Below are 24,303 nucleotides of genomic sequence, written 5' to 3'. Positions count from 1 at the left end.
TGTGATTCATCTTCCAATAATAGGTCTGTCAGCTTGATGACGACCAACCTGATGCGGGTATTTGTGCGCAGGAAGGCCGGAGTGGCGGAGAGATCCGTATCCCGCGCTGGATTCCACAACAATATTTAGTTCGCATAATATATATTATGTTAAATTAATAATTCCTACATCAATACTCCATCACCCACCTGGGCTTCTCGCCTGGCCCCATGGCTCCAAGGATATCCCAAAACCAATCGAAATGTCTTAGCTCAGATCGCTTGCGCCTTTACTTTATCGAAAATCACCTTCACACGGTGTTTTGTACCGTCATCCACGAGCGGGATCCGCTCGTCGTCCAGTGTTACGCCGTCCAGGGTCACCTCAGCCATTCTCGAAGGACAACCGCCACAGTTGTGCACATCAATTTCATAGCAGCTGCTCTTGAATCTTAAATGCACCCGGTAGTGACTCCAGGAATCCGGCAGGCAGGGTCTAATTTCAAGGGTGTCTCCACCGACCATTTGCAGGCCGAGCAACGCTTCAATGGCCCCGCGGTACAACCATCCTGATGCCCCGGAATACCAGGTCCAACCGCCTCGACCCACATGCGGCGGAACGCCATAAACATCACCCGCCAACACATAGGGTTCGGTGCGGTAACGGTGTACGCCCGCGGCGTCGGAGGTATGTGTGATGGGATTGATCAAATTGAACAGATGCCAGGCGCGTTCACTCTGACCGAGCCCGGCGGCAGCCCAGACCGCCCAGGTGGCGGCGTGGGTATACTGGCCGCCATTCTCGCGTATGCCCGGTGGGTAGCCTTTAATGTAGCCCGGGTCCTTCTTGGTGCGGTCGAATGCCGGTGTCAGCAGCAATATCTGCCGCGCCTTCTCGCGCACTAAATGCTTGTAGGCGGATTCCATCGCCTGACGAGAACGATCGGTCGGATGCTCCTGCGACAGCACCGACCACGTTTGCGCAATAAGATCGATCTTACATTCGTCGCTGTCCTTGGAACCTACGGGGGTACCATCATCGTAATAAGCACGGCGGTACCAGGCTCCGTCCCAACCGCTCTTCTCCACCTGCTGGCGGAGATTTTCGCCAAGCTGACGGTAGTGGTTTGCCAGGGCGCTGTCACCTATGTAGTCACACAAAGGTGCCATATCCCGGCATACGCGCAGAAGGAACCACCCCATCCATACGCTTTCTCCGCGGCCAGTGGTGCTGATACGGTTAAAGCCATCATTCCAGTCACCGTTGCCAATGACCGGCAGTCCGTGCGGGCCCACTGCGCCGGCACGCTCAATGGCGCGGCAGCAATGCTCGTACAGAGAGCCTGACTCCTCACTGCTTTCATATTCCGCATAGCGCTCATGCTCGTCCTTGGCCAGAGGTGCTCCCTGCAGATAGGAAATCTGCTCGTGCAAAATCCCATAGTCCCCGGTACTGCGAATATATTGAGCAGTGACAAAAGGTAACCACAGGAGGTCATCGGAGCAGCGGGTGCGTACGCCACGCAGGGGCTGTTCATGCCACCAGTGCAGTACGTCTCCGTCCTGGAACTGCCGTGAGGCGGCGCGCAGTATGTGCGCCCTCGCCCAATCCGGGCGGGTCCATAATAGAGCCTGCACATCCTGCAATTGATCGCGGAAACCGAAGGCGCCACTGGATTGGTAAAAGCCGCTTCGGCCCCAAAGCCGGCAGGCCAGTGTCTGATAGGGCAGCCAGCGATTCAGCATCAGCTCGGTTGCGCGATCGGGTAGCTCCACTTGTATTGTGCCAAGGTAGTTTTCCCAAAAGTCCTCGATTTCCGCGCGCGCCTTCTCTGCCATCTCCGGCTGGCGGAATTTCGCCGCAAGCGCCAGGGCCTTGCTGCGATCTGTCCCCTCCCCCATTACGAAATAGATGTGCTGGGATTCCCCCGCTTTCAGGTCGATGTGGACCTGATACGCGGCGCAGGGGTCGATACCGCATTGTACCCGGCCGGAAAGGCCAATGCGGAAAAGTGCTTCCGGTGCCTGGAGCCCACCGGATCTACCCAGGAATTCGTGGCGATCGGTGGTCAGCCCATGTGCCGGCAGGTTTGACGTGAGGAAGGCCACCCCCGGTTTTGCATCCGGGACAAAAGCGTTGCGTGCCAGTAAAACGTCCTCTTCTGACACATACTCACTGACGAGATGCGGCCAGCTGGTGGCGCGGACCAAGCCCTGAACCCATTCTACGTAGTATGTGGCCGTGAGCCGCCGCGGGCTGTCCCAGCAGTTGGTAAGGGTGAGGCGCCCTATTTTCACTGGCGCTTCACGATCGACAAAAATCCGCCAAGTCTGCTTCAGACCGTGACTGTTGTGCCGGAACTCGCTGTAGCCCGCACCGTGACAAACCTGGTAGGCGGAATCGGTGGGCCGCGGTGCCGGCGTCGGCGTCCATACCTCCGCCGTCTCTTCGTCCCGCAGGTAGAGTACTTCGCCACTGGGGTCGCGCACCGGGTCATTATTCCAGGCGGTCAGCCGGTGTTCACCACTGTTGCCGCTCCAGGTGCAGCAGGAGCCGCCCTCGGATACCAGACAGCCAAAATTTGGGTTGGCAATAACGTTTACCCAGGGCGCCGGCGGGCGTTGCCCAGGTTGCAGATGCAATATGTATTCGCGCCCATCCGCACTGAAGCCTCCGATGCCGTTGTCAAATTGCAGATCGGCAGGCCGCTCCAAAAGCGGTGTGGGCTGAGGCACACGATCCGAGGGGTGCACGGGCACAAAGGGCGGCAGTGGCTGTAACTGTGCCTGCAAAGACGAAGCCGCCGCTTCCAGCTGCGCAGTCACGGGACCGGCCGCGGAATCCAGAATGACCCGGGCCGCCGCCAACAGGCGAATGCGTTCCACGCCGGGTAACTCCTGACCCGCGACAAGCACCACTGAGCCAGCCAGTTTGCGCAGTGTGCGGCCGCGTATATCGGCGATCATGTCTTGAAGCCGGTCGCGGGTTTGCTGTGCGTAACCCGCGGACTCTTCGTCAAGTATGACCAAGTCCACCGCAATGCCGCGCCCACACCAATAAGTGTGCGCCTCTAGTATGGGCTCGGCGAAGCTGATTTCCTGGTCGCTGCGAATTTGCACCAGCAGTATGGGATTGTCTCCAGAGATGCCGCGACTCCATAACCCCGGCTGGATATGGCGGCTGCGGGCCAGCACGCGCGAAGGGGCGCGCATAGTGCCGGAGGGCGCCAGTACTGCGGACAGCAGGTCCATCATCCAGCGCATATCCCCACCGGATATTTGCAGGTTGCGCACTTCATGCTCTGACTGCATGCGCGCCAGATCAAATATCCAGCGCGCTTTGGGTTGGGAGCGGTAGCTGCGCATGGCGGAGAGGATTTCGCGCCGCGACCTGCTCACACCGGTCAGATAGATGACTTCAATTTCCGACTGCGGGGGGATGATCACCTCTTGTCCGGTGGCGATGACCGGGTCCAACACCGGGCCGGTGGTGCCGCTGAACCCCTCCAGGCCGTTCTCCAGTGCACGAGGATGTGCGGGATCACCACCGCGGCCGAGGAAACGCAGGCGGTCTGTTTCCCAGCCGAGCCGGTGTTTCACACCGGGCTGAACCAGAATGGAGTGTGCCAAATACACCGGCTTCTCAGCGTTGCTGCGGGGGCGGCGCCGGTAGAGCATCACCTGTTCGTCATCCAGAAAACGGCTTTCCACAAATAGCTTGGCAAACGCCGGGTGGCGCTGGTCTTCTTTGTCCGGCGCGAGCACCACCTCCGCGTAACTCGCCAGCAATAAGCGGCGCTTGTGGTCCCTTTCGTTCTTGATGATCAGCTGACGCACCTCCACGTCGTGCTGGGAGCTGAGGGCGACGCGCAGACGACAAAATAGCCCGGCCTCTCGGCGTTGGAACTCCACCTGGTGGGGAGAGAAGTTGGCATTGCAGTGCCCTGCTTCGCCGCCACACGGTGCCAGCCCCAGGGAGAAAAACTCACCGCTGTCCAAATCCCGCACATAGTTCCAACGCCCCCACTGATGCTGAGTTGGGTCCGGCTGCCAGCGGGTGAGCGCGATGTTATGCCAATAGGCACCGCCAGCTCCGTCCGCAGCCAACACCAGGGTGTAGTGACCGTTGGATAACAGGTTGTAGTGCGGCTGGGGGCTCGCCGGTGACACTGTCCAATTTTCCAGCGCCACTTCTGCGCGGAAGCTGCGCTGGACGCCGGGCCGCCTCCAGGGTTTGAGTGCTGGCGGCGCGGATGGCAGGCGTTCGTACAGCAGCGGAGTCAGGCCCGAAATCCGTACATCGCTGTGGAAGCGCTGCAACATTATGTCGTTGTGCAGATAATTATTGATTGCCAGCAGGATCATGCCTTGGTGGTGGCTCATATAGGAGCGCACAGTACGTGCACGTCGGGGCGCCGGCTTAGCGGTGCGGCCAAAATCGATGGCTTCGTAAAGACCAAACTGACCATAGCAGCCGTGAGCCCTCAACTGACGGAGATTTTCCATCACCGCATCGGCGCCGAACGGCAGTGCCATCAGGGAGGCGTAGGGTGAGACGACAATGCGCTCACCGAGGTCGCGCCGGAAACCGATCCCCGGCACGCCGAAGGCACGATACTGGTAGTGCAGATGGCTATCCAACTCATAATACCCGGATTCGGCGATCCCCCAGGGAAGATCGAATTCGGCGGTGAACTCCCGATGTATTTCCACTGCGTTGCGGCAGGCCCGCCCCATCAAACTGTTGTCCGGCGTCTCCATCAGCAGGCGCGGCATTAGATACTCGAACAGGGTCGCGCTCCAGGACATGAGTACCACCCTGCGATGCACCCGCCGGAAAGGGCGCTCCAGGTGGCGCCAGTGGCGCGCCGGCACATCGCCCTTGGCAATGGCCAGAAACCCGGTAAGGCGCGATTCCGAAGCCAGCAGATCGTAGTAGTTGGGGTCCAGTGCGGCATCGGTAACGTTGTAACCGATATGGAACAGGTGCCGGTCCGGGTCATAGAGAAACGCAAAATCCATTTCTTCGACCCATTGGCGTGCCCGCGCCGCCAACCGCTGTAGATCGCTTCTGTAGCCGTCGACATTTGCCTGCGCTTCCCGCAGAGCAGCGCGCAATCTGTTGTTCCAGGCAACGGCGTCATCGCGATGCTCTGCCCCTTCCGCATTGAGCGCACTTTCCAGATCTGCGAGCAGTGCCTCTGCCACCTGACATTTCTGGGGCAGCGATGCCAGAGTCAACGGTGCCCGGAGAACTTCTTCAAGTTCTTGGAATCCATCCGCCAAGGCACCGTCTTGCCGGTATAGCAATGGGGGCGATTGCAACAGGCGCTGCCAGGGTTCCAGTTGTTCCTGGTGGCGCCGCGCGGCCACTGTCTGCTGCTGCAGCTCATCCAACCATTGACGCAGGCGTCCCAATGCTTCGGCGCTGAAATTGATCTCATCGCTTTCCACCACCGATAGCACCCGTTCTTGCAAGACCGGCATCTGCCGTTCATAGATTTTGTCGATGCACTCCCACCAGTTTTTCTCTTGGGCCCCGGATTCCAGGTTTCTACGCAGCTGTTCGATCTCGGCGATCACTTTGCGCACTTCCGCCGAGGCGGTCGCCGGCTCCGCGGGCAACAGGGTCTCGGCCACCACCCCGAGTGTGTCGGCGATCCCCATCACCAGCTGGTGGCCACTGAGCGGCTGGGTCTGCAATGACTCCAGGCCCTGGGCTAAGGTCAGCAGGCTCGCAGCCAGATTACCGCTGTCCACCGTGGACACATATCGGGGGTTCAAGGGGTGCAGCTCACGGGTTTCATACCAGTTGAGGAAGTGCCCCCGATAGCGCTCCAGCCCGCGCATGCGTTCGAAACTGTTATTGAGTCGCGCCAAGAGCAGGTTGAGGTCTAAGTAGCCAAAGTCATAGGCAGTGAGAATACTTAGCAGGCCCAAGCCGATATTGGTGGGCGAAGTGCGCCTTGCCAATGCTGCCAGTGGTTCCTCCTGGTAGTTGTCCGGCGGCAGCCAGTGGTCATCTGGGCCCATGAAATATTCAAAAAAGAACCAAGTGCGCCGACTCAGCAGACGCAGTTCGCGCCTGTCGCGCGCGGACAAGGGGGGAGCCACCTGTCGCCGGTAGGGACGACTGATCCAGTGGACCACCAGGGGCACCAGTAGCCATGCCGCCAGCAGGGGGGCGGCAGGTAACAGATTCAGCGGAGCCACGGCCAGAATGCAGACGATGGAGGCTATGGCCAAGGCCGGCGATATCCACTGTTCACGCCAGGCACCATTGTTTTTCAGGCCGTTTCCAAAGGCGCGATTGGTATGCGCCGCGGATGTCCACTCCAGTAGATGGCGGCGGGAAACGCCCAAGCGATAGAGTGTGCGCAATATCGCATCCATCGCATTGAAGGCCTGGCAAGGCAAAAGCGCCATCGAAAGAATCCAGTGCAGGGCCCGCTGTCGCAAAACCCCTGGGCCTCCGCGCAGGTGCCTGTGTACATGGCGGGGATCGGCCAGGCTGCGCCAGAGCATGGACAGCATTTCCAGCCACACGGGTGCGGCCGCCAGCACCAGTAATCCTACGGTCCAAAGCCAAGCAGCACCGGGCAGTAATCCAGTCCAAGCAAACAAGAAAAGAATCAGTAGACAGGGAGCTTCCAGGCTCCGGCGCAGATTGTCGGCGATCTTCCAGCGGTGAATTGACGGCAAAGGGTTTTTAACCTTTTCGCCACTGGAGACCGTCACCCGCTGGCGCAGCCAGGGTAAGAGTTGCCAATCGCCGCGTATCCAGCGGTGGCTGCGCCGCAGCAGCGCGAAAATGTTGGGTGGATATTGTTCATAAAAAACCGTATCCGACAGCAGGGCGGCACCGCCAAGCGCACCCTCCAGCAGGTCGTGGCTGAGCACCGCGTTTTCCGGCAGCTGGCCGGCCAGTGTCCGCTCGAATACCTGCGGGTCATAAATGCCCTTCCCGGCGAAGATGGCCTCGCCAAAAAGATCCTGGTAGGCATCGGATACCGCGTGCGTATAGAGATCAACGGTGCGATCACCGGAGAAAACTTCCGTGAAAACGGTATCCGGTGAACTGCCGGGGTCAATTTCCAGGCGCGGTTGCAGGAATCCGTAACCGGCCACAACGCGTCGGCCGTTACTGTCTACCTCCGCCCGGTTCAGCGGATGGGCCATGGTTCCCACCAAGCGCCGGGCGGTACCCGGGGGCATCTGAGAATCCGCATCCAAAGTGATGACATAGCGGACTCCCCGCAACTGTGCCTTATCGCCGCAAAAAGTGGTAAAGCTGGTGTCCTCGCACCCCCGGAGCAGCTGGTTGAATTCAAGCAATTTGCCGCGTTTGCGCTCCCAGCCCATCCAACAATTTTCTGCGGGATTCCAGCGGCGTTCTCGGTGCAGCAAAAGGAAAGGCGCCCTTCCCTCGCTATCGGCGTAGCGTCGGTTCAGTGCATCCAGGGCTTCCCGGGTCGCTTGCAGTAGAGCTTTATCACTCTCGATGTGCTGCTTATCGGCGTCGGCAAAATCACTCAGTACGGCATAGACGAGATTGCGGTCATCATTATTGAGATAGTTGATCTCCAGGCACTCCAGAACCTTGCGCATATCCTCCGCATCCGCAAAGAGGACCGGCATTACCACGGCACTGCGGAAGGTGTCCGGTAGGCCTTTGTCGAAATCCAGTTTCGGTAATTTGTGCGGTGGGAGACTGTGGGTAATCAGCCCGTTCACCAGCGCCAGGGCCAATCCGGTCAGCGGCACGGCGGCAATCGCTGATATCAGCAGTATCAACAACAGCGGAGTGCCTTGTTGCAGCAGATAGACAGCGAGGGCAAGCAGTGGTGGTGCGGAGAAAAGCGCCAGCGCTGCAAAATAGGCGCTCGGCGCTTTACGCAAAAGCAGGCGATAGAGACCCGGGAAAAAGTCGGGCCGGAACCCGAGACGTTTTTCCAATTCCGGACGGCCATCTCCAATCAGGTAGTAGCCGATATGGCGCCCGCGGCTATCGGGGGCCTGGCTGTCGCTCAGCTCAATCACCTGCCGGGCCACCTGCTCTTCGGAACAGCCACTGCCGCGGGCGAGTTTTTCCACCACGTTGCGATAGGTATCGCGGGTCTCGAAATCCATGTCGCGATAGGCGGCGGCCGGATCCTCTCGCAGAACTTGTTCAACCCGGCTTAAGGATTCTACAAAGTCACGCCAATCGTGGGAGCGGAGTTCCCGCAAGCTGATAATCGCGCTGGCTATACCTACACCACAGGCCTCACTCTCTGTCTCCGCACAGTCCAGTGCTTCTTCCGCGAGTTCCACCAACTGCTGCAGCAAGCTCAGGCGCAGAAGGGCTGGCAGCGCCCAAAGCTCTCCTGTGGTCAGGATGGTCTCTGTTTGGTACAGGTCAACCAGCTGAAGAATGCTTTCCATATCCAGTGGCTGACTGATGTCAGCCACCAGCGTTTCCGCCAGGGCCCGCGCGCGCAGATCGATGTGTCCGTTTACCGAAGTGACTTTCGGCAGTTGACGCAGAAACTTGCGGGGAAGGGACTCGCGTACAAGTGCGACAGTTTCCTGCACTATGTGGCGGTTATCTAAAAGCCACTCTTCGTTGCGGGTCCCCTTCTCTCTCGCTTCCACGCGTGCAGACAGACGGCGGTAGATTTCCTGAAACCGCCCTTCCAACAGCCAGAGGTGGTATTTAAGCCGGTACCTGCGTCTGCTTTCCGTCAGACGTTGATGGCCTTTAGCAAGGGTGATTATGTCATTCTGACGCTGTTGTTCATCGTCCTGCTCACGCTTGGCTCCACTCTGGCCTGCGGATTTATTGGCCGAGGGCGTAACTTTCGTTGATTTTGGCCGCAAAAAGGACCGGAGTCCGTGGAGGGCCCCATTTTTCTTCCAAAATCTGAGTTTCATCGCTGGGCAGCGTCACTTTCCGGAAGTGTCGGGTGGCGTATTTGGCAGAAGTCGGCACCGGCGCGCAGTGCCTGCAATTGAGCTTCGGGCAGGTCCTGGAAGACCAATACTGGACGGTCGCTGTGACTCATTACCGTGTGGCAGACGGTGCCGGTCACTTGCTGCGCCCCGCTCTGCCAGTCGTGGGCGCTCATGGCGATGAGATCGACTCTCTCTTCAATAGCTGTAGCGTTTATACGCTCGGCAACATTTTGAGCGACAACTAGCAGCGGGCGTACCGTGATGCCGTTTTGCAGCTGGCGGGCAACTTCATCGAGGTAGGCCCGTGCCGCGCGTCGGTTACATTCAACAAATTTCTCCCTGGTAGCACGCTCCTCCTGGGTGATTGGCATACGCCGCGGCATATCCGGTACCGCAATGACCTGCAACAATATCAGTTCCACCTCCTGCCCTCGCATCATGGATGCTACCTGACAGGCCACCCATTCGGATCTCGGCGATCCGTCCATGGAAACGAGCACTCGGCGGTAAGCAGTCTTTTCGGGATCCGCCGGAGTCTCCCCTGGCCGTACCACCATGAACGAGCGCCCGGAACCGCTGAACACCTTTTGTGCGGTACTGCCGAAAGCGAAACGGCTTACCCCCCCTTTGCCAAAGGCGGTGAACACAATGAGGTCAATCTGCATTTCTTCGCAGTATTCGACGATTTGCTCGGCAGGCCGCCCTTCTACAACGGATACGGTCACGGGGATATCGCGCCGGGTAAGGCGCTCGGCCAGCCGGTTCAAATAGCTGCGCAGCTCTGCCCGCCGCAAGCGCCAGTCAACAGGATCGACACTGGGCTCGCCGGTGTGGGATCTCTGAACATGCAACAGATGGATCTCCGCGCCGCTGGTGTTCGCCAAAGTCACGGCGTGGGCAACAGCTTCCTCTGCAGTGGAGGAACCGTCTAAGGGCAATAAGATGTGCTTGAATGGCATGCGTGTTTCCTCTGCCCGGTGTTGTGCAGTCCTTTTATCTATCTGTGATTGCAAGAAAAATAACGGTGTCGACGCGTTATTGGATTACCGGTTTATTGCCGACTTCCATGAGTGTGAGGCCCGATTAGCCCGATCTGAGCTTAGCCGCTCTGGAGGTAAGAGTACCCGTACGAGGCACAATCCGGGTTGAATGAGGAGTCAATTTGTTGTTAGGTGCGCATCGCCACAAAAAGCGCTCGGGCTAGGTGCGGATTCACATGAGCAAGAAACCTCTGGATAGATGCGAGCGGGAGGTCGGAGCTTGCCCCTAGATGGTGGGTCAATCTACGTTTGTGATCCGTTTAAGCCCTCAGCCACCGGAATCCTCTTCACGCTGAGGTTCATCTGCGGCTCCGCGGACATAGGCCCGGGATATACGGCGCAGTATGTCTACCTGGCTGCCAAAATTCCGGCAACCGGAACAGATCAATGTATGCAGTTTGACACTGATGCGCTCACTGGGTGTCAGTTCACGCTCTTGCGCCTCAGAAAGCAGACGTGTGATATCCCTGCACTTCTTCATGACAGCTACCCCTCCCTAATAAACCAGTTGTTTTCAAGACACTCCCGCAGCCGAAGGCGTGCGCGGTGCAGGATGACATTCAGGTTAGTGACAGAGATTTCCGCAGCGGCACAGATCTCGTGGCTTTCCAGCTCGATAAATTCGCGCATCATAAACACCTTTGCCTGACGGGCGGGCAGATGCTCCAGGCAGGCCTCGAAAATGCGCCAGAAATGCTTATCGCGGATTGCCGACTCCGGGTTCTCCCAATGCGCGGGGCGTTCCTGGCGGTGCCAGTGGCCGCTTTCTTTAAACAGTGTATCGACGATATCCTCTTCCGCGTCGCTGCGCAGAAGTTGGTCAGCATCCACAAAGCGGTGGCGCTGGCGCAGCGTATCGGCGATCTTGTTTTTTAATATTGCAAACACCCAGGTTTTTAGTGCCGCGCGGCCGCCAAAGGTCCGGGCATTTCTTAGAGCTCCTAGCAGAGCCTCCTGTACAGCGTCTTCCGCAAGCTGTGGATCATCCAGCTGCAGCAGGGAGAATCGATACATCTGCTGGCGCAGCTGCTGCAAGAACTCACCATCCATCAGCGCGGAAGGTACCGTATCATCGCTTAATTTGCCGGCATTTTGGGCCGTACTTTCGCTCAAAGCCTTCTCCTGGGACAAGCAACACTGAGGCAGGCAATGGTAACCGATGTCGGCGAACCTTCTCAGTGTGTGGTGATTTCTTTGTAGTTAGTCGTTCGTTTAGATGTTTCGTTACAAAAAGGCTGAGGGAACCTCTGATTAAGTCACTTTCTGGTGGCAGAGGCGCTTCGGGGGCGGATGTGAAGCTCAGGTGATAGGACGGGCATTTCGAAACCGTCGGATACAGGGATGTATCCGTCGGAGCTACAGGGAAGTACTCGTGCGTTTTCGAAATGTCCTTCCTATTGCCTGAGCGCCCCGGAAGCTACCATAGTGTTCACGCGAATTGATCAGAGGTTCCCTGAGGCTCAGGGAGCCTCTGATTATTCGCTTCCGGGCGGTAATGAGAATGTAACCTTTTTAGCGTCGGTTCAGGACTGATTCGAGGAAGTTTGGTATCCGCTGCTCCAGCCAATACACCGGCCGCAAGAGGCTGCCTCCGATAAAGCCCACATGACCACCCTTTGCACTCACTTCCAGACGGATACAGTGACTGAGTTCTGGTTTAGTGGGTATCGCGCTGGGACAGATAAAGGGATCGTCTTCCGCGTGGATAATCAGCGTAGGAACCTGGACATAACGCAGCAGTGGTTTACTCGATGCACGGGTGTAATAGTCGTTTACATCGCGAAAGCCATGGATGGGCGCCGTGAAAGCGTTGTCGAAGTGGCGGAAACTGCGAAAGTGTGCTTCCTCATCCAGGTCTGGCATAGCCTCTGCCAATTCCGGGTTCGCGGCCTTTATGCGCAAGCTACGGCGCAGACAGGCCAACAGGTGTTTTTGATAAACCCGGGACAAGCCGCGGTCTATTCGCCGGGCACAGGCATGCAGATCCATTGGCGCGGATATTGCCACTGCTGCAGTGAGGGGACTCTCTTTCCCATCCTCTCCCAACCATTTCAGCAAGACGTTACCACCGAGAGAATAGCCGACCGCCACTAATGGTGTGTTCGGCAGCTGTCTCTTGAGCTGCTTTGCAAGCCAGCGCGGGTCCTCACTGTCACCACTGTGATATGCGCGCGGCAATCGGTTGGGAACACCGCCGCAACCGCGGAAGTGCATCACTGCAACTTGATAACCCCGTTCCAGCAGAGATTCCATCAGCCCCTGGGCGTAAGGAGACGCCACAGATCCCTCCAGACCGTGCAGGATCAGCACCAGGGGCCTCGTCGCGTCATCTTTAAGCTCCCGCGGTGTGTGCAGGGCCAGCCGGTCGCCATCAGGTGTATCGAACCAGTGGCAATCTGTGGATACCCAGGGCTGTGGCCGGTGAAAGCGGGCAAATACCGTCTGCAAATGGCAGTTTCCTAGGCCGGCAGCCGGGGAAAACTTCTCGGTCATACATCCACTCAGAAATCGTCTGAGGCCAAGATACCCGTTCGGTGAGGGAAACAAAAGGCGCTTCCCTCACCCACTGCTTCAATAAGGTTTGCCCCTTTTTATAGCGGGACAACCTCGTCAGCCCTCACAACGTATAAAGATAAGCCACCAGGTCCTTTTTCTCCTGTTCGGTCAATTGGGTACCGAGAACAATATTGAAGAACTCCACTGTGTCATCCAACGTCATTAGGCGACCGTCGTGCAGGTAAGGCGGAGAATCCTTGATACCGCGCAGTGGAAAGGTTTTGATTGGGCCATCCGCACTCGCGAGACGCCCGTTGATCATCTTGGGCTTGAAGAAGCGCTCAGTGCGCAGATTGTGCATCAGGTTGTCGGTGAAGTACGGTGGCATATGGCAGACAGCGCATTGCCCCTTGCCGAAGAAAATCTCTTCTCCTCGCAGCTCTTGCTCCGTCGCCATATTTTTGTCCAGCCGGCCCAGCAGGTTGAGCTTTGGTGCTGGAGGGAAATCTAAGAGCTCCTGTAGCTCCGCCATAAAGTGCACTTGGCTGCCGCGCTCGAGAATGTTCACACCTTTCTTGGTGGCGATCACAGGGTCGCCATCAAAATAGGCGGCTCGCTGCTCAAACTCAGTGAAATCCTCGACAGTTTTCAGGGCACGTTGAGACCCGAACAAACGCTGTATGTTAACGCCCCGCAGCGTAGGGGTATCTATGCGGTGGCGGTGCTTCTGCGGACGTATATCGCCCACAAGGTGCGTGGCCGCATTGGTATGACCGTTGACATGACAGTCGAAGCAGGCGACTCCCTGGCTTGGCTTTACGGAACGCCTGTCCCAAGTGGCATTGAATTGTTGCTGCGGGAATGGAGTCACCAGTAAGCGCAGACCTTCCAGTTGTTTTGGGTTGAGGATGCCATTGAAAAGGTCATAGTAGTTGGTCAGGTTAACCAGCTTCCCCTGGGATACATCCCCCAGATCAGGGCGGGTAGTCAGGAAGATTGGTGGCGGAAATTCCGGCAGAAATTCGTCTGGAAGCACAAAATCCAGATCGAAGCGGGTGAGGTCCCTACCCTCCAATTTCTTGACTTCATCGATGTGAAATTGGGGAAAAAGCATTCCGCCTTCATTCTGATTAGGATGCGGCAACGGATAAAAGCCCTCCGGCCACAACCCTTTTTCTTTGATCTCAGACGGCGACATTCTCGCCAGCTGGTCCCAAGTGGTTCCACGGGGAAGTTTGACTCTGACGCCCCCCTGCACCGCTTTACCTCCACTCATGGTCACACCTTGAACCGGGCGGTTGGAGAGATCGTAACGCTGGTTGAGCAGAGTCTTGTGACGTTTGATGATATCGGACTTTTCCGCCCGCATCCGCTTAAGAGTGGTATTGAAGCTTTCCTTGTCCACCACTGGCATATAGCTGCTTGGCGGGGCAGCCATTTGTGCAAGTACCGGGAGAGAAATGGCGGTAATACCGGTGAGTAATATCCGGGCTAGTGCCGTGGACTTCAGGCTATGGCTGAACATAAAACTCCTCCGCAATTTGTTATCAGAGTGCTCTCCATGCGCCGGGTGACGCTACCACTGCGAGAGGTATTCAATCCAATAGACCATGGATATTGAGCTTGCCAATAGATTATGCCTTTTACGGCAATAGATATGGGCTAACAATGCGGTATTGACGTATAAGTACTTATTTACTCGTCAGCAATCGTAAGATGAAAAAGTCTGTCGGAGTTATTCCTATTCCGGAGCTTCAACGCGGGTGTAATAACGGTAATCTCCGTCCCGCAGTAGCAGATATATCGTATAGGGTTCAAAGGTTTTTCCATCGTACATTCCGGGGCTGCCGACAGGCATTCCGGGTACGGCCAATCCGAGGGCGCCGGGCGGGGGATCAAGGAGGAAACGCCGAATATACCTTGCCGGGACATGCCCCTCAAACACATATTGCTGCCGCCAAACGGCAGTGTGACAAGATGTCATCCCCGGCGGAAGATGCCAGTGACCTTTGATGCCACGCATATCCATGCGCGATATGGGCTGTACATCCAACCCTTTTTCTTCCAGGTAGCGTATCCACTTCTTACAGCAAAAACACAAGGGGTGCTTATAGACCACCATGTCTGGAGGTCTTTTCGTTGCCTCAAAGTCCGCTGCAAGTGCAAATGTACCCGCATAAAGGACTGTCAGAAACGAGAGGCCGATAAGAACGTCAATTGACCTGCGCATAGTGGACCGCGTAGCGCCGCTGTATATCACTCCAGTGACAGACTGGAGTAAAGCCGGTTTTTCCGAGCAGGCAGTTGAATCCTGCGACAGAATACTTATGACTGTTTTCAGTGTGTATCGTTTCACCTTCCTCAAAATACACTCTTGTCCCAGCGATATGGACGCTATGGGTCTTCAAACTGACCAGATGCATTTCCACCCGTTGCCGTAATGGGTGGTAGAAAGCGCGGTGGGCAAAGAGCGCAAGGTCAAAATCTGCATTCAGTTCATTGTTGATGCGAACGAGTATGTTCTTATTGAAGGCGGCTGTGACATGCTCACTGTCCGCATACGCCCTTTCCAACACAACGGCATCTTTGACCAGATCGGTCCCTATCAGCAAACCATCTCCCGGTTGCAACATAGACTTAAAGAATGCGAGTAAATCCTCCGCGTGTTGCGGTGAAAAGTTTCCGATGGTGGATCCCGGAAAAAACACCACTTTTTTACACGCGGGAAAATCCATCAGCCCAGTCCAAGCCTCCGGGTCACTAAAATCCCCTACCGCGGCCCGAATGGTGAGTCCGGGGAGCTGTGCAGCCATCCTACCCTGAGCGGCCATCAGTATTTCCGGAGAAATATCAATAGGATAGTAACCTGTTGGACTATCGAGCTGTCGAAGCAACTGCTGAACCTTTTTACAATTGCCTGCGCCCGGTTCTACGATCAGCGCAGCGGGGCCAATCCGCCGGGCCATATCGGTAAGATATTTCGAGAAGATATCGGCTTCGGCTCGGGTCAGGTAATAGTCGTCGAGTTCACAGATACGCTCAAAAAGGCGGGAACCCGTCTCGTCATAGAGATATTTGCACGGCAGTGCTTTCTGTCTTCTTCCCAGCCCTTCCAGTACATCCCTCAGAAATTCTCGGTCCTGTATCTGTTCTTCGCTCTGGGAAGGCAAGGCCATAGTCACGATTCACTCTCCAGCAAGGCGAATTCCGGTAAACTGCCAAGATTGATGAGGATAGAAGAAGTTGCGATAACTGATCCGTATATGGTCTGCAGGCGTGACACAGGATCCTCCGCGCAAAACCTTCTGATTGCACATGAATTTGCCGTTGTATTCACCGACAGCACCGCTATTGGCGCGAAAGCCCGGGTAAGGTAGATAGGCGCTGGAGGTCCACTCCCACAAATCACCGAGAAACTGCGTTTGACCGGGGGCTGGCGCCACAGGGCGGAAGCTGCGCTGCTCCAACATATTGGCGGTGGCCAGTTGATCTGGTTTACGCAATATCCAGACCGCCGCCTCCCACTCGAACTCTGTTGGCAGTCGACATCCCGCCCAAGCGGCATAGGCATCGGCTTCGTAGTAATTGATATGGCAAACAGGCTCTTGCTCAACGATGGGTTGCAAGCCGGATAGCGTGAATTGATACCAGCGCCCTTCCCTTTTTTGCCAGTAAAGTGGTGCAGTCCGCTGATCCTGCTGTATCAGTGACCATCCGTCTGACAGCCACAAGCGGGGTTCACGGTAGCCACCGTCTTCGATAAATTCCAGGTATTCACCATTGGTAACCAGGCGCGATGCAATACGGAAGTCCCGCAGTAATTGCTGATGCGCCGGCCCCTCATTGTCAAAATAAAAATGCTCACCTTCAGCGCCGATGCTGTAGAGACCACCGGGAATTTCCAGCCATTCCAAAATATGAGCAGGCGCTTGACTATCGTCCTCGTGAGAGCTGTCCGTATAGGCGGGTTTGACGGGGTTGATGGAAAAAGCGTGTTTGATATCAGTAAGCAACAATTCCTGGTGCTGTTGTTCGTGGTTCAGTCCTAAGATGATTAATGCTTCGAGTTCCTTATTCACTGGACCATCGGTCAGTAGCTTTTCCATGGCACTATCGATGGTATGCCGATAGGCGAAAACAGTGTCCAGATCAGGCCTGGAAAGCAGGCCGCGCTGCGGGCGTTGGAAGGGGGTACCGAGACTATTGTAGTAGGAGTTAAACAGCTGGTGGAAAGAGGGATCGAACTGCCGATAGTCTCGTAAGTATTGACGCAAAATAAAGGTTTCAAAGAACCAGCTGGTATGCGCCAGGTGCCACTTGGTGGGGCTGGCATCCGTCATCGACTGGATTTGCATATCTTCCGCCGATAGCGGATCGGCCAATTGTTCCGTCTCCCCGCGTATCCGCCTGTAATGTGTGAGGAGTTGTTGCCGGATTTCGATGTCTACCTCACTGGCGAGAGTCGTCATGAGTGCCGCCGCTTGGGATTCCTTTTCCAAAGGGTGCTATTGATCATACGCAGTTTTTGTCCAATTCCCACAACAATGCCAACCTATAAGTAAAAATCCGTGCCACTTTCTCTCAAAAAGCGGCGATAAATATACTGGAATACCTTATCTGCAAGCACTGGATGGGAAAATTGCGCGTTATGGGGAGGGGGCGCCTAGGAGGTCTCCGCTGAATTTGCGTCCTCTAGGGAACCTCTGATTAATTCGCGTGAACACTATGGTAGCTTCCGAGGTGCTCAGAAAATAGGACGGAAATAAAAAAGGAGGCGAGAGTGTCGCCTCCTTTTATTACAGCATGTGGCTGCTTACTTAGAAACGCACGGTGAAGTCGGCACCGTACATACGCGGCATATAGCGCCACGCCGGGCTGGCGCCAATTGCGGAGCCGGTACCACCGTAGCCGCCAACGATTTCCTCGTCTGTCGCATTCTGGACCCAAAGTGCCGCGGAGTAGCGGTCTGACGCACTGTTCCACCCCAGGCGGAGATTCAGCAGTTGATAGTCATCCACGACACGAGTGGGGTCGTCAACCGTGCCGACGCGCTCGTCGGTCCAGTTGTAGTCGCCGCGCAAAACCACGTTGGCACCAGAAGCCAGCTCAAAGTTGTACTCCGCCATTAGGTTAAACTTGTTCTCCGGCGTGCCCACTCGCGGTTCGCCAACGAGGGAATCCTCTTCAGTTTCACCGGCGGCTTCGAGGATCTGATAGCGGGTATATTCAGTCTCCAGATGCGAGTAGTTACCAGCGATCAGCAAGTTATCGGAAGCGGCCCAGACTACCTCCAGTTCCATGCCCTGCCCTTCCGCGTCGGCATTGCGCAGGTAGTAGTTGGGGATGGGTTTGCCCACCAGATCCAGTTCCTGCAGGTTATCGTACTCATAGCTGTAAACCGCCGCATTGAGCTGCACACGGTTATCGAAGAGGTTGCTCTTCAAGCCAATTTCCAGATTGGTGACATCTTCCTGGTCGAATGACGGATCAATGCCCTCAGCCGCACTGAAGCTGTTGAATCCACCGGCCTTGAAGCCCTCTGACAGCGAGACATAGGTCATGATCTCGTCGTTCCAGCGGTAGTCCAACACGATACGGCCAGAGATATCACTCCAGGAGTCATCCAACTCCTGATACAAATCGGCAATGCCATTGTTGTTAAACGCCATGCCAAAGCGCTCTGCGGGGATACAGGGAGCCGAGGCCGCGGTATCACAGGAGGGCACAGCAGGGATTGGCAACTGACCGATGACACTGCCATCAGGACCGATCAAGTCAACGGCACCTCCGGCCAGCGCAATCGGCAGGGTGTTTTGGTAAGAACTTTCGATAGTAAAGTCTTTTTCATCGGCGGTATAGCGGGCGCCGATAGTCAGATCCATCCTGTCAGTCAAGCTCCAGGTAAAGTCACCATAGATGGCTGCGGAACGATAATCCCCTGTATTGAAAACGGATTCTGTCCAAGGGATATCCGCCATTACCCAAGGGGCGATGCCAGCCATCAACTGGGCAATCATTTGGTTGCGATCCAGCATACTGGCGGTGACGCCACTCGGCGCCCCCAACTGCTGTAGTAGCGCATCCGCCTGTCCCGACTGCACCAGCAGGTCGTAGACGAAAGTCGACACCGCGGCCCCCTCCGGCATAGCCGGGATTCCGCCTGCTGCCATAGTGGAACGAATCTGAGCCGCCAAGTCCTCTTTTTCCGTTGTTGTCATCTGGTCAAACACGGACTGAGGAATTCCAAAAGCTTCAGGATTTCCCTTCAGCCCTTCGTATACCGCAAAAGACTCAAGGGACCCGGAAGTAAAGTAAGCGTCGGTCAAATGCTCCAGTTTTTCCTGGGAGTAGGAAAGACCCAGGGTCCACTTCAATGTATCGGTAGCGCCGTTGAGACGGAACTCCTGGGAGAATTGTTCCTGCTCGTCAAAGTTGGCGGAACCAAACATGTAATCCGGATTTGCCGTGCCGTCTTCGTCCTGCTGCAGGTGTGCGTCAAATTTGCTGAAGGCGGTAATGGAGGTAAAGGTGAAGTTGTCAAAATCACTGGTGATGGTGAGAGAAGTGCCAAAGGAATCGCGGTCTTCGATAGTCGGGGTATCCAGCGCATAGTCTTCGAATACATCGCTCCCGCCATCCATTGCTTGCAGGGTGGGTACAATGCTCGAGCGCAGCGCACTTCCCTGATCCATTACGCCATACTCAGCCCGCCACAGTACTTCTGTATCCGGCGTAGGCTCCCACAACAGAGAAGCGCGGTAGGTCTGGGTATCTTGGTTTCCCGCAGTGAAGTCCCCGGCCAGGTTGTCAGCAAAGGAATCTCGGCGGTTGGTAGATGCAGTGATACGACCGTACAGGTTGTCACTCAGCTGGCGGTTGACGAGTAGGTCCACAGACTGGCGACCATAGTTACCGGCAGTAATATTCAATTCGGTTGTATCGTCCGCTTGTGGCTTCCTGGTAATGATATGGATGGCCCCCCCCGTGGCATTGCGGCCAAAGAGGGTACCCTGAGGGCCCTTCAATACCTCAACCCGCTCGATATCCGCCAGCGGGACCTCCGCCCCGGCGCCGCGACCGTTATAGACACCATCAATATACACAGCTACGGCAGGGTCAGAACCCACGGTAAAGTCGGAAGTCTGAATGCCGCGGATGTTATAAGTGGGTTGCAGCGGGGTGTCGTTGTTCATTTCAACGCCGGGTGTTGATTTACCCAGGTCAGTCAGGTTTTTGATCCCCATAGCCTTCATATTTTCACCGGTAACGGCGGAAATGGCGATGGGTACTTCCTGCAGGTTCTCCGCACGCTTTTGTGCGGTTACCACGACTTCCTCGATTTCGGCCGCATATGCCGTGCCGCTGATCGCAGTGGCAAAGGCAATAGCTCCGGAGAGAGTCGACAGCCTGAATTGGCGGGTTTTCCAGCTTTGATCGGCGTCATGCATCATCGCGTCCTCGCGTTTGTTGTTATTGAAAAGCGTGATGTCCAGTAATTTTTTGTTATTGGGCGCCATCTTACGATCACCGCAGAGGATTTGAAAGTCTGTATGACTTTTTTTGAGTGACTAGTCAGTTCTAGACGCTATCAAAAAATCTACCCGTATACATTTGGCGCACAGAAGAACAAAAATAGGGCTTTTGTGACTGTGCAATGTCCTCGGGTTACTACTTTTATGCTTTTCTTCATTGCTAGAATCTTCAAAAAATAAAAAGTCCTTCGGAGTTTCCATGGCGTACCCTCTCTTGTCCCGTCGCCGCATTCCCCACCTACTGATTGGTCTAACCGCTCTATTTGCAGTTACCGTTTTTGTGGGTAGAACCTGGCTGAGCCAAAGCCTGCCGATACTGGAAGGCGAGGTGGACACCGGTGGATCCCTGCAGGCTCCGGTTACGATTCACCGGGACGCCCAGGGAATACCGTTGATAGAGTCAGGGGATCGCAATTCAATTGCATTCGCGTTGGGGTTTCTCCACGCTCAGGAGCGTTTCTTCCAGATGGATCTGTTGCGCCGCAATTCCGCCGGTGAGTTGTCTGAGTTAGTGGGAGAAGTAGCGCTTGAACAGGATAAGGCCGTGCGCCGACACCAGTTCCGCAAACGTGCCGAGCAAAATATCGCCGCCCTACCCCAGGCCCACAGGCAACTTTTAGACAGCTATGTATCGGGAGTGAATTTCGGTCTGCGGCAGCTGAAATCCAATCCCTGGGAATACACGCTTCTCGGGCAGGAACCGGAACCTTGGACCAGCGCCGATAGCCTGCTGACGATCTTCAGTATGTATCTGACATTGCAGAGTCCCATCGGCAAATTCGAACTGCGGGATACCGCCCTTGCGGATTTGCTACCCAGGGACCTATACGAATTTTATTTTCCCGAGGGCGGCAGCTGGGACGCGCCATTGATCGGTGAAGCCCGCGGACCGGTTACCATCCCCGACACCTCCATTACTTCTCTTCTTAACAGTGGTGATGCCATCACCTATGAAAGCATGGAGAGCGAGGACAATATTTACGGCAGCAACAACTGGGTGGTTGGCGGCGCCCTCACAGCACACAATGGCGCCATTGTGGCAAACGATATGCACTTGGCGCTGAATGTCCCCAATATATGGTACCGGGCCGGTTGGAATCTGCCCGGCACTGGCCGGGTGATCCGTGGGGCCACCCTGCCCGGAGGCCCCATCATGGTGGTGGGCAGCAATGGCAAAGTGGCCTGGGGCTTTACCAATACCACCGCCGATTGGGGCGATCTGATTCCCCTGGAACTGAGCGAGAGGGGCGATCAATACCTGACACCGGAAGGTTGGCGCAACTTCGAGATAGAGCGGGAGACGATTGAAATCAAAGGTCGAGAACCGCAAGTCTTCCAGGTGAAAAAGACCATTTGGGGCCCGGTCGTTGCAGAAAACCACCGCGGGGTTCCCCTGGCCTACCGCTGGGTCGCTCACGATATTCAAGGCGCCAACCTGAACCTGCTGCGCTTGGAAACAGCTGCCTCTGCGAAAGAAGCCCTGGATCTCGGACCATCGCTCGGAATTCCACACCAGAATATGGTAGTGGGCGATGCGAAAGGACATATCGGCTGGACAGTGGCCGGCCCCATCCCGCGGCGCGTCGGCCTCGACGGCAGCCGCTCCGTTTCCTGGGCCGACGGCTCAGCTTATTGGGATGGCTACCTGTCCGTAGAGGAGCAGCCCCGTATCTATGACCCACCTTCGCACCGCATCTGGACAGCCAATGCCCGCACCATGGATGGCGAATACCTCAAAGTTATGGGTAACCGCGGTTACGCCCTGGGTGCCCGCCAACAACAGATTCGCGATCGCCTCTTTGCCCGCGATACTTTTAGTGAGCAAGATCTACTGAATATACAGTTGGACGATCGTGCTATTTTTCTACAGCGGTGGCAGGAGCACCTACTGGAGCTATTGGATGGAGAAGAAAGCTACACAGACGTGCGCCACCAAGTGAAACACTGGGGAGGTCGGGCCAGTGCCGACTCCGTCGGCTATCGCATCGTCCGAAATTACCGCCTGAAGTTTATGGAGCTCACTACGGCGCCAATACTCAGCTACATGCGCCGCTATCAACCGGATTTTTCCTTCGGCCCCGTCAAACGTCAGTTCGAATATGCCTTGTGGGAAATGGCTCAGCGGGAGCCTTCACAGTTGCTAAACCCGGATTACGAATCCTGGCGCGCGCTCAAGTTCGCAGCCCTGAACCAGGTATTACAAGAAATGTCAGCGGACAACCGTTCGCTACAGGAACAAACCTGGGGCGTGGAAAATACGGTACGTATTCAACACCCACTGGGTAAGGCTATAGCGGCGATCAATTGGTTCACTGCGATGCCTGCGGACCAACTCCCCGGCGACACGCATATGCCCAGATTCCAATCCACGACTAACGGTGCCTCAGAGCGCATGGTGGTAGCCCCTGGGCGCGAGGACAAGGCCATCTTTCATATGGCCACTGGCCAAAGCGCACATCCGCTATCCCCATTTTTTGACCGTGGTCACAAAGATTGGGTAGAGGGGAATCCATCGCCGCTAGTGGAAAGTGAAAGCCGTTACACACTCAGGTTGCGTTAATCAGACGGTCTCATCCAGGATCGCAAATGAGAGAAAAGAGGTGAGCAGACCGATTACCAATACAAAGGGTAGTAACGGGAAGCAGAGCATCAGCAGAGATGTACCTATCCAGAGGTTTTTCACCCAACCTCTTTTCAAGCGATAGCGGTGGCTGTACCTACGCGTGTGACTATCGTGGGGATTGGGAAGGCAGATTTCGCCCATCCGGGGAAGAAAGAAGCGCACCAAAAGAGTGCAGTGAAAACGGATCAGGGCGATAAACATTGAGAGCACCGCGTACAAACTTCCTTTGCAGTATAGATGCCCTACCGCGCCCGGGGTGTGGACAATCGAATGCCCTCCCAAAAGACTCCGCGGAGTGCAGCTTTACCGGGAACTGTACCAGCGCAATTTCTCGTGCAGACTGACAACAGTGCCAATGATTGCCAGTGCTGGAGCCTCTACCCCTTCCGACTTCGCCAGTTTTGGGAGTGTTGACAGATTCCCCACAACCACACGCTGCTCCCTGGTGGTTCCCTTCTCCACCAATGCCGCCGGGGTTCCCTCAGGCATGCCGTGCTCTTTCAGCTTGGCACAGATAGTGTCAATGCCGGTCAGTCCCATATAAAAAACCAGCGTCTGTCCGGGAGAGACAAACTCCGCCCAAGGCAGCTCGAGCGTCCCTTTCTTCAAATGCCCGGTGACAAAGCGGACCGATTGGGCGTGATCCCGATGTGTGAGTGGTATGCCAGCGTAACTCGCACAACCGGAAGCCGCTGTAATCCCAGGCACCACTTGAAAAGGGATTCCCGCGTCTGCCAGCTTGTCGATCTCCTCTCCGCCCCGACCGAAAATAAAAGGATCACCGCCTTTCAGACGCAGCACCTTCTTTCCCTGCTGGGCCAAATCCACCAGAAGTTGGTTGATATTGTCCTGCGGCACTGAGTGGAATTCCTTTTTCTTGCCAACATAGATCCGCCTGGCATCGCGACGTACTAAGTCGAGCACCTCGGGAGAGACCAAGCGATCGTAGAGCACCACGTCGGCCTGTTGCATGAGGCGCAGGGCGCGGAATGTCAGCAAGTCCGGATCTCCGGGGCCTCCACCGACCAAGTACACTTCCCCAGAGGGCGCCGGGCTGCCCTGCCACGCGTCCAATGCTGTAAGTAGTTGGGCTTCCGCCTCGGCATTTTTTCCCGCATCGACTTTCGAGGCCACAGGACCAGTAAAAACCCACTGCCAGAAATCCTTGCGGCGCTCTTCTGGCAGTACGGCTTTCACACGATCTCGCATACGCCCGGCTAGCGCCGCCAGAGAAGCAATACCTGGTGACAGGAGTGCTTCCAACTGCGCGCGTATCAAGCGCGCCAGCACCGGAGCCGAGCCACCACTGCTGATACCAATGGAAAGGGGGCCGCGCTCGAGGATGGCTGGAAAGGTATAGGTGCACAAATCGGGGGCATCCACCACATTGACCGGCAAGTGTCGGGCACGGGCATCTGCGGAGACAATGCGATTGATTTCCCTGTCCCCTGTGGCGGCAACCACTAAATCGACGCCATCGAGATGCCCCGAGTGATAGTTGCCCTGGAAAACCTGCCCGTTACTATCCGCGACCAGTTGCTCCAACTCATCAGTTGTCGCAGGTGAGATTACCCGCAAGCGCGCACCACCCCTGACCAGCAGACGGGCCTTGCGCGTGGCAACGGAGCCTCCGCCCACGATCAGGCAGAGGCGATCTTGGATGTCGAAAGCGAGCGGTAAATAGCGCAAGGCAGGCTCTT

Annotated in this window: 13 protein-coding genes; 1 reads left to right on the top strand and 12 read right to left on the bottom strand. The window is 56.2% G+C overall.

The features are described from left to right. Window positions 1-251 precede the first annotated feature (251 nt). From A3224_RS08110 to A3224_RS08065, 10 genes are all read right to left on the bottom strand, one after another. Entirely contained in the window at window positions 252-8,837 is an 8,586-nt protein-coding gene (locus A3224_RS08110; protein ID WP_197463096.1) for a GH36-type glycosyl hydrolase domain-containing protein, read from the bottom strand. 50 nt (window positions 8,838-8,887) lie between these two features. Further along, the gene (locus A3224_RS08105) at window positions 8,888-9,871 is read right to left on the bottom strand and encodes a universal stress protein (RefSeq protein WP_067153286.1); all 984 of its coding nucleotides are present in this window, start codon (window positions 9,869-9,871) and stop codon (window positions 8,888-8,890) included. A 349-nt stretch (window positions 9,872-10,220) separates the two neighbouring features. Continuing rightward, entirely contained in the window at window positions 10,221-10,433 is a 213-nt protein-coding gene (locus A3224_RS08100; protein ID WP_067153284.1) for a zf-HC2 domain-containing protein, read from the bottom strand. Window positions 10,434-10,438: 5 nt separating this feature from the next. Beyond that, window positions 10,439-11,065 (bottom strand): RNA polymerase factor sigma-70, encoded by a 627-nt coding sequence (locus tag A3224_RS08095; RefSeq protein ID WP_082817442.1) that lies wholly within the window; start codon window positions 11,063-11,065, stop codon window positions 10,439-10,441. A 399-nt stretch (window positions 11,066-11,464) separates the two neighbouring features. After that, window positions 11,465-12,445, bottom strand: coding sequence for a hydrolase (locus A3224_RS08090; protein WP_067153282.1), 981 nt, complete (start codon window positions 12,443-12,445; stop codon window positions 11,465-11,467). A gap of 124 nt (window positions 12,446-12,569) precedes the next feature. Continuing rightward, window positions 12,570-13,973: a cytochrome B6 gene (locus A3224_RS08085; RefSeq protein ID WP_156481451.1), complete on the bottom strand. Its 1,404-nt coding sequence runs from the start codon at window positions 13,971-13,973 to the stop codon at window positions 12,570-12,572. Between the two features lie 216 nt (window positions 13,974-14,189). Beyond that, a complete protein-coding gene (locus tag A3224_RS17255) occupies window positions 14,190-14,432 on the bottom strand; it encodes a DUF411 domain-containing protein (RefSeq protein ID WP_231902518.1) in 243 nt (80 codons plus the stop codon). 229 nt (window positions 14,433-14,661) lie between these two features. Then, complete coding sequence (gene egtD, locus A3224_RS08075) at window positions 14,662-15,624, bottom strand: L-histidine N(alpha)-methyltransferase (protein WP_067153278.1); 963 nt, start codon at window positions 15,622-15,624, stop codon at window positions 14,662-14,664. A gap of 9 nt (window positions 15,625-15,633) precedes the next feature. After that, window positions 15,634-16,917 (bottom strand): ergothioneine biosynthesis protein EgtB, encoded by a 1,284-nt coding sequence (gene egtB, locus A3224_RS08070; protein WP_067157692.1) that lies wholly within the window; start codon window positions 16,915-16,917, stop codon window positions 15,634-15,636. A 348-nt stretch (window positions 16,918-17,265) separates the two neighbouring features. Then, window positions 17,266-19,965, bottom strand: coding sequence for a TonB-dependent receptor (locus A3224_RS08065; RefSeq protein WP_231902500.1), 2,700 nt, complete (start codon window positions 19,963-19,965; stop codon window positions 17,266-17,268). Between the two features lie 214 nt (window positions 19,966-20,179). Between A3224_RS08065 and A3224_RS08060 the strand changes: the two genes are divergently transcribed. Continuing rightward, window positions 20,180-22,540, top strand: coding sequence for a penicillin acylase family protein (locus A3224_RS08060; RefSeq protein ID WP_067153276.1), 2,361 nt, complete (start codon window positions 20,180-20,182; stop codon window positions 22,538-22,540). Here the strand turns inward: A3224_RS08060 and A3224_RS08055 are convergent, their stop codons facing one another. Next, window positions 22,541-22,804: a hypothetical protein gene (locus A3224_RS08055; protein ID WP_067153274.1), complete on the bottom strand. Its 264-nt coding sequence runs from the start codon at window positions 22,802-22,804 to the stop codon at window positions 22,541-22,543. Window positions 22,805-22,906: 102 nt separating this feature from the next. After that, complete coding sequence (gene cysG, locus A3224_RS08050) at window positions 22,907-24,292, bottom strand: siroheme synthase CysG (protein ID WP_067153273.1); 1,386 nt, start codon at window positions 24,290-24,292, stop codon at window positions 22,907-22,909. Window positions 24,293-24,303: the final 11 nt, after the last annotated feature.

Origin of the sequence: Microbulbifer thermotolerans, from assembly GCF_001617625.1 — a bacterium.
Lineage (GTDB): Bacteria > Pseudomonadota > Gammaproteobacteria > Pseudomonadales > Cellvibrionaceae > Microbulbifer > Microbulbifer thermotolerans.
Note: the sequence above shows the minus strand (reverse complement) of the source record. Positions and strands in the feature narration are given on the sequence as shown.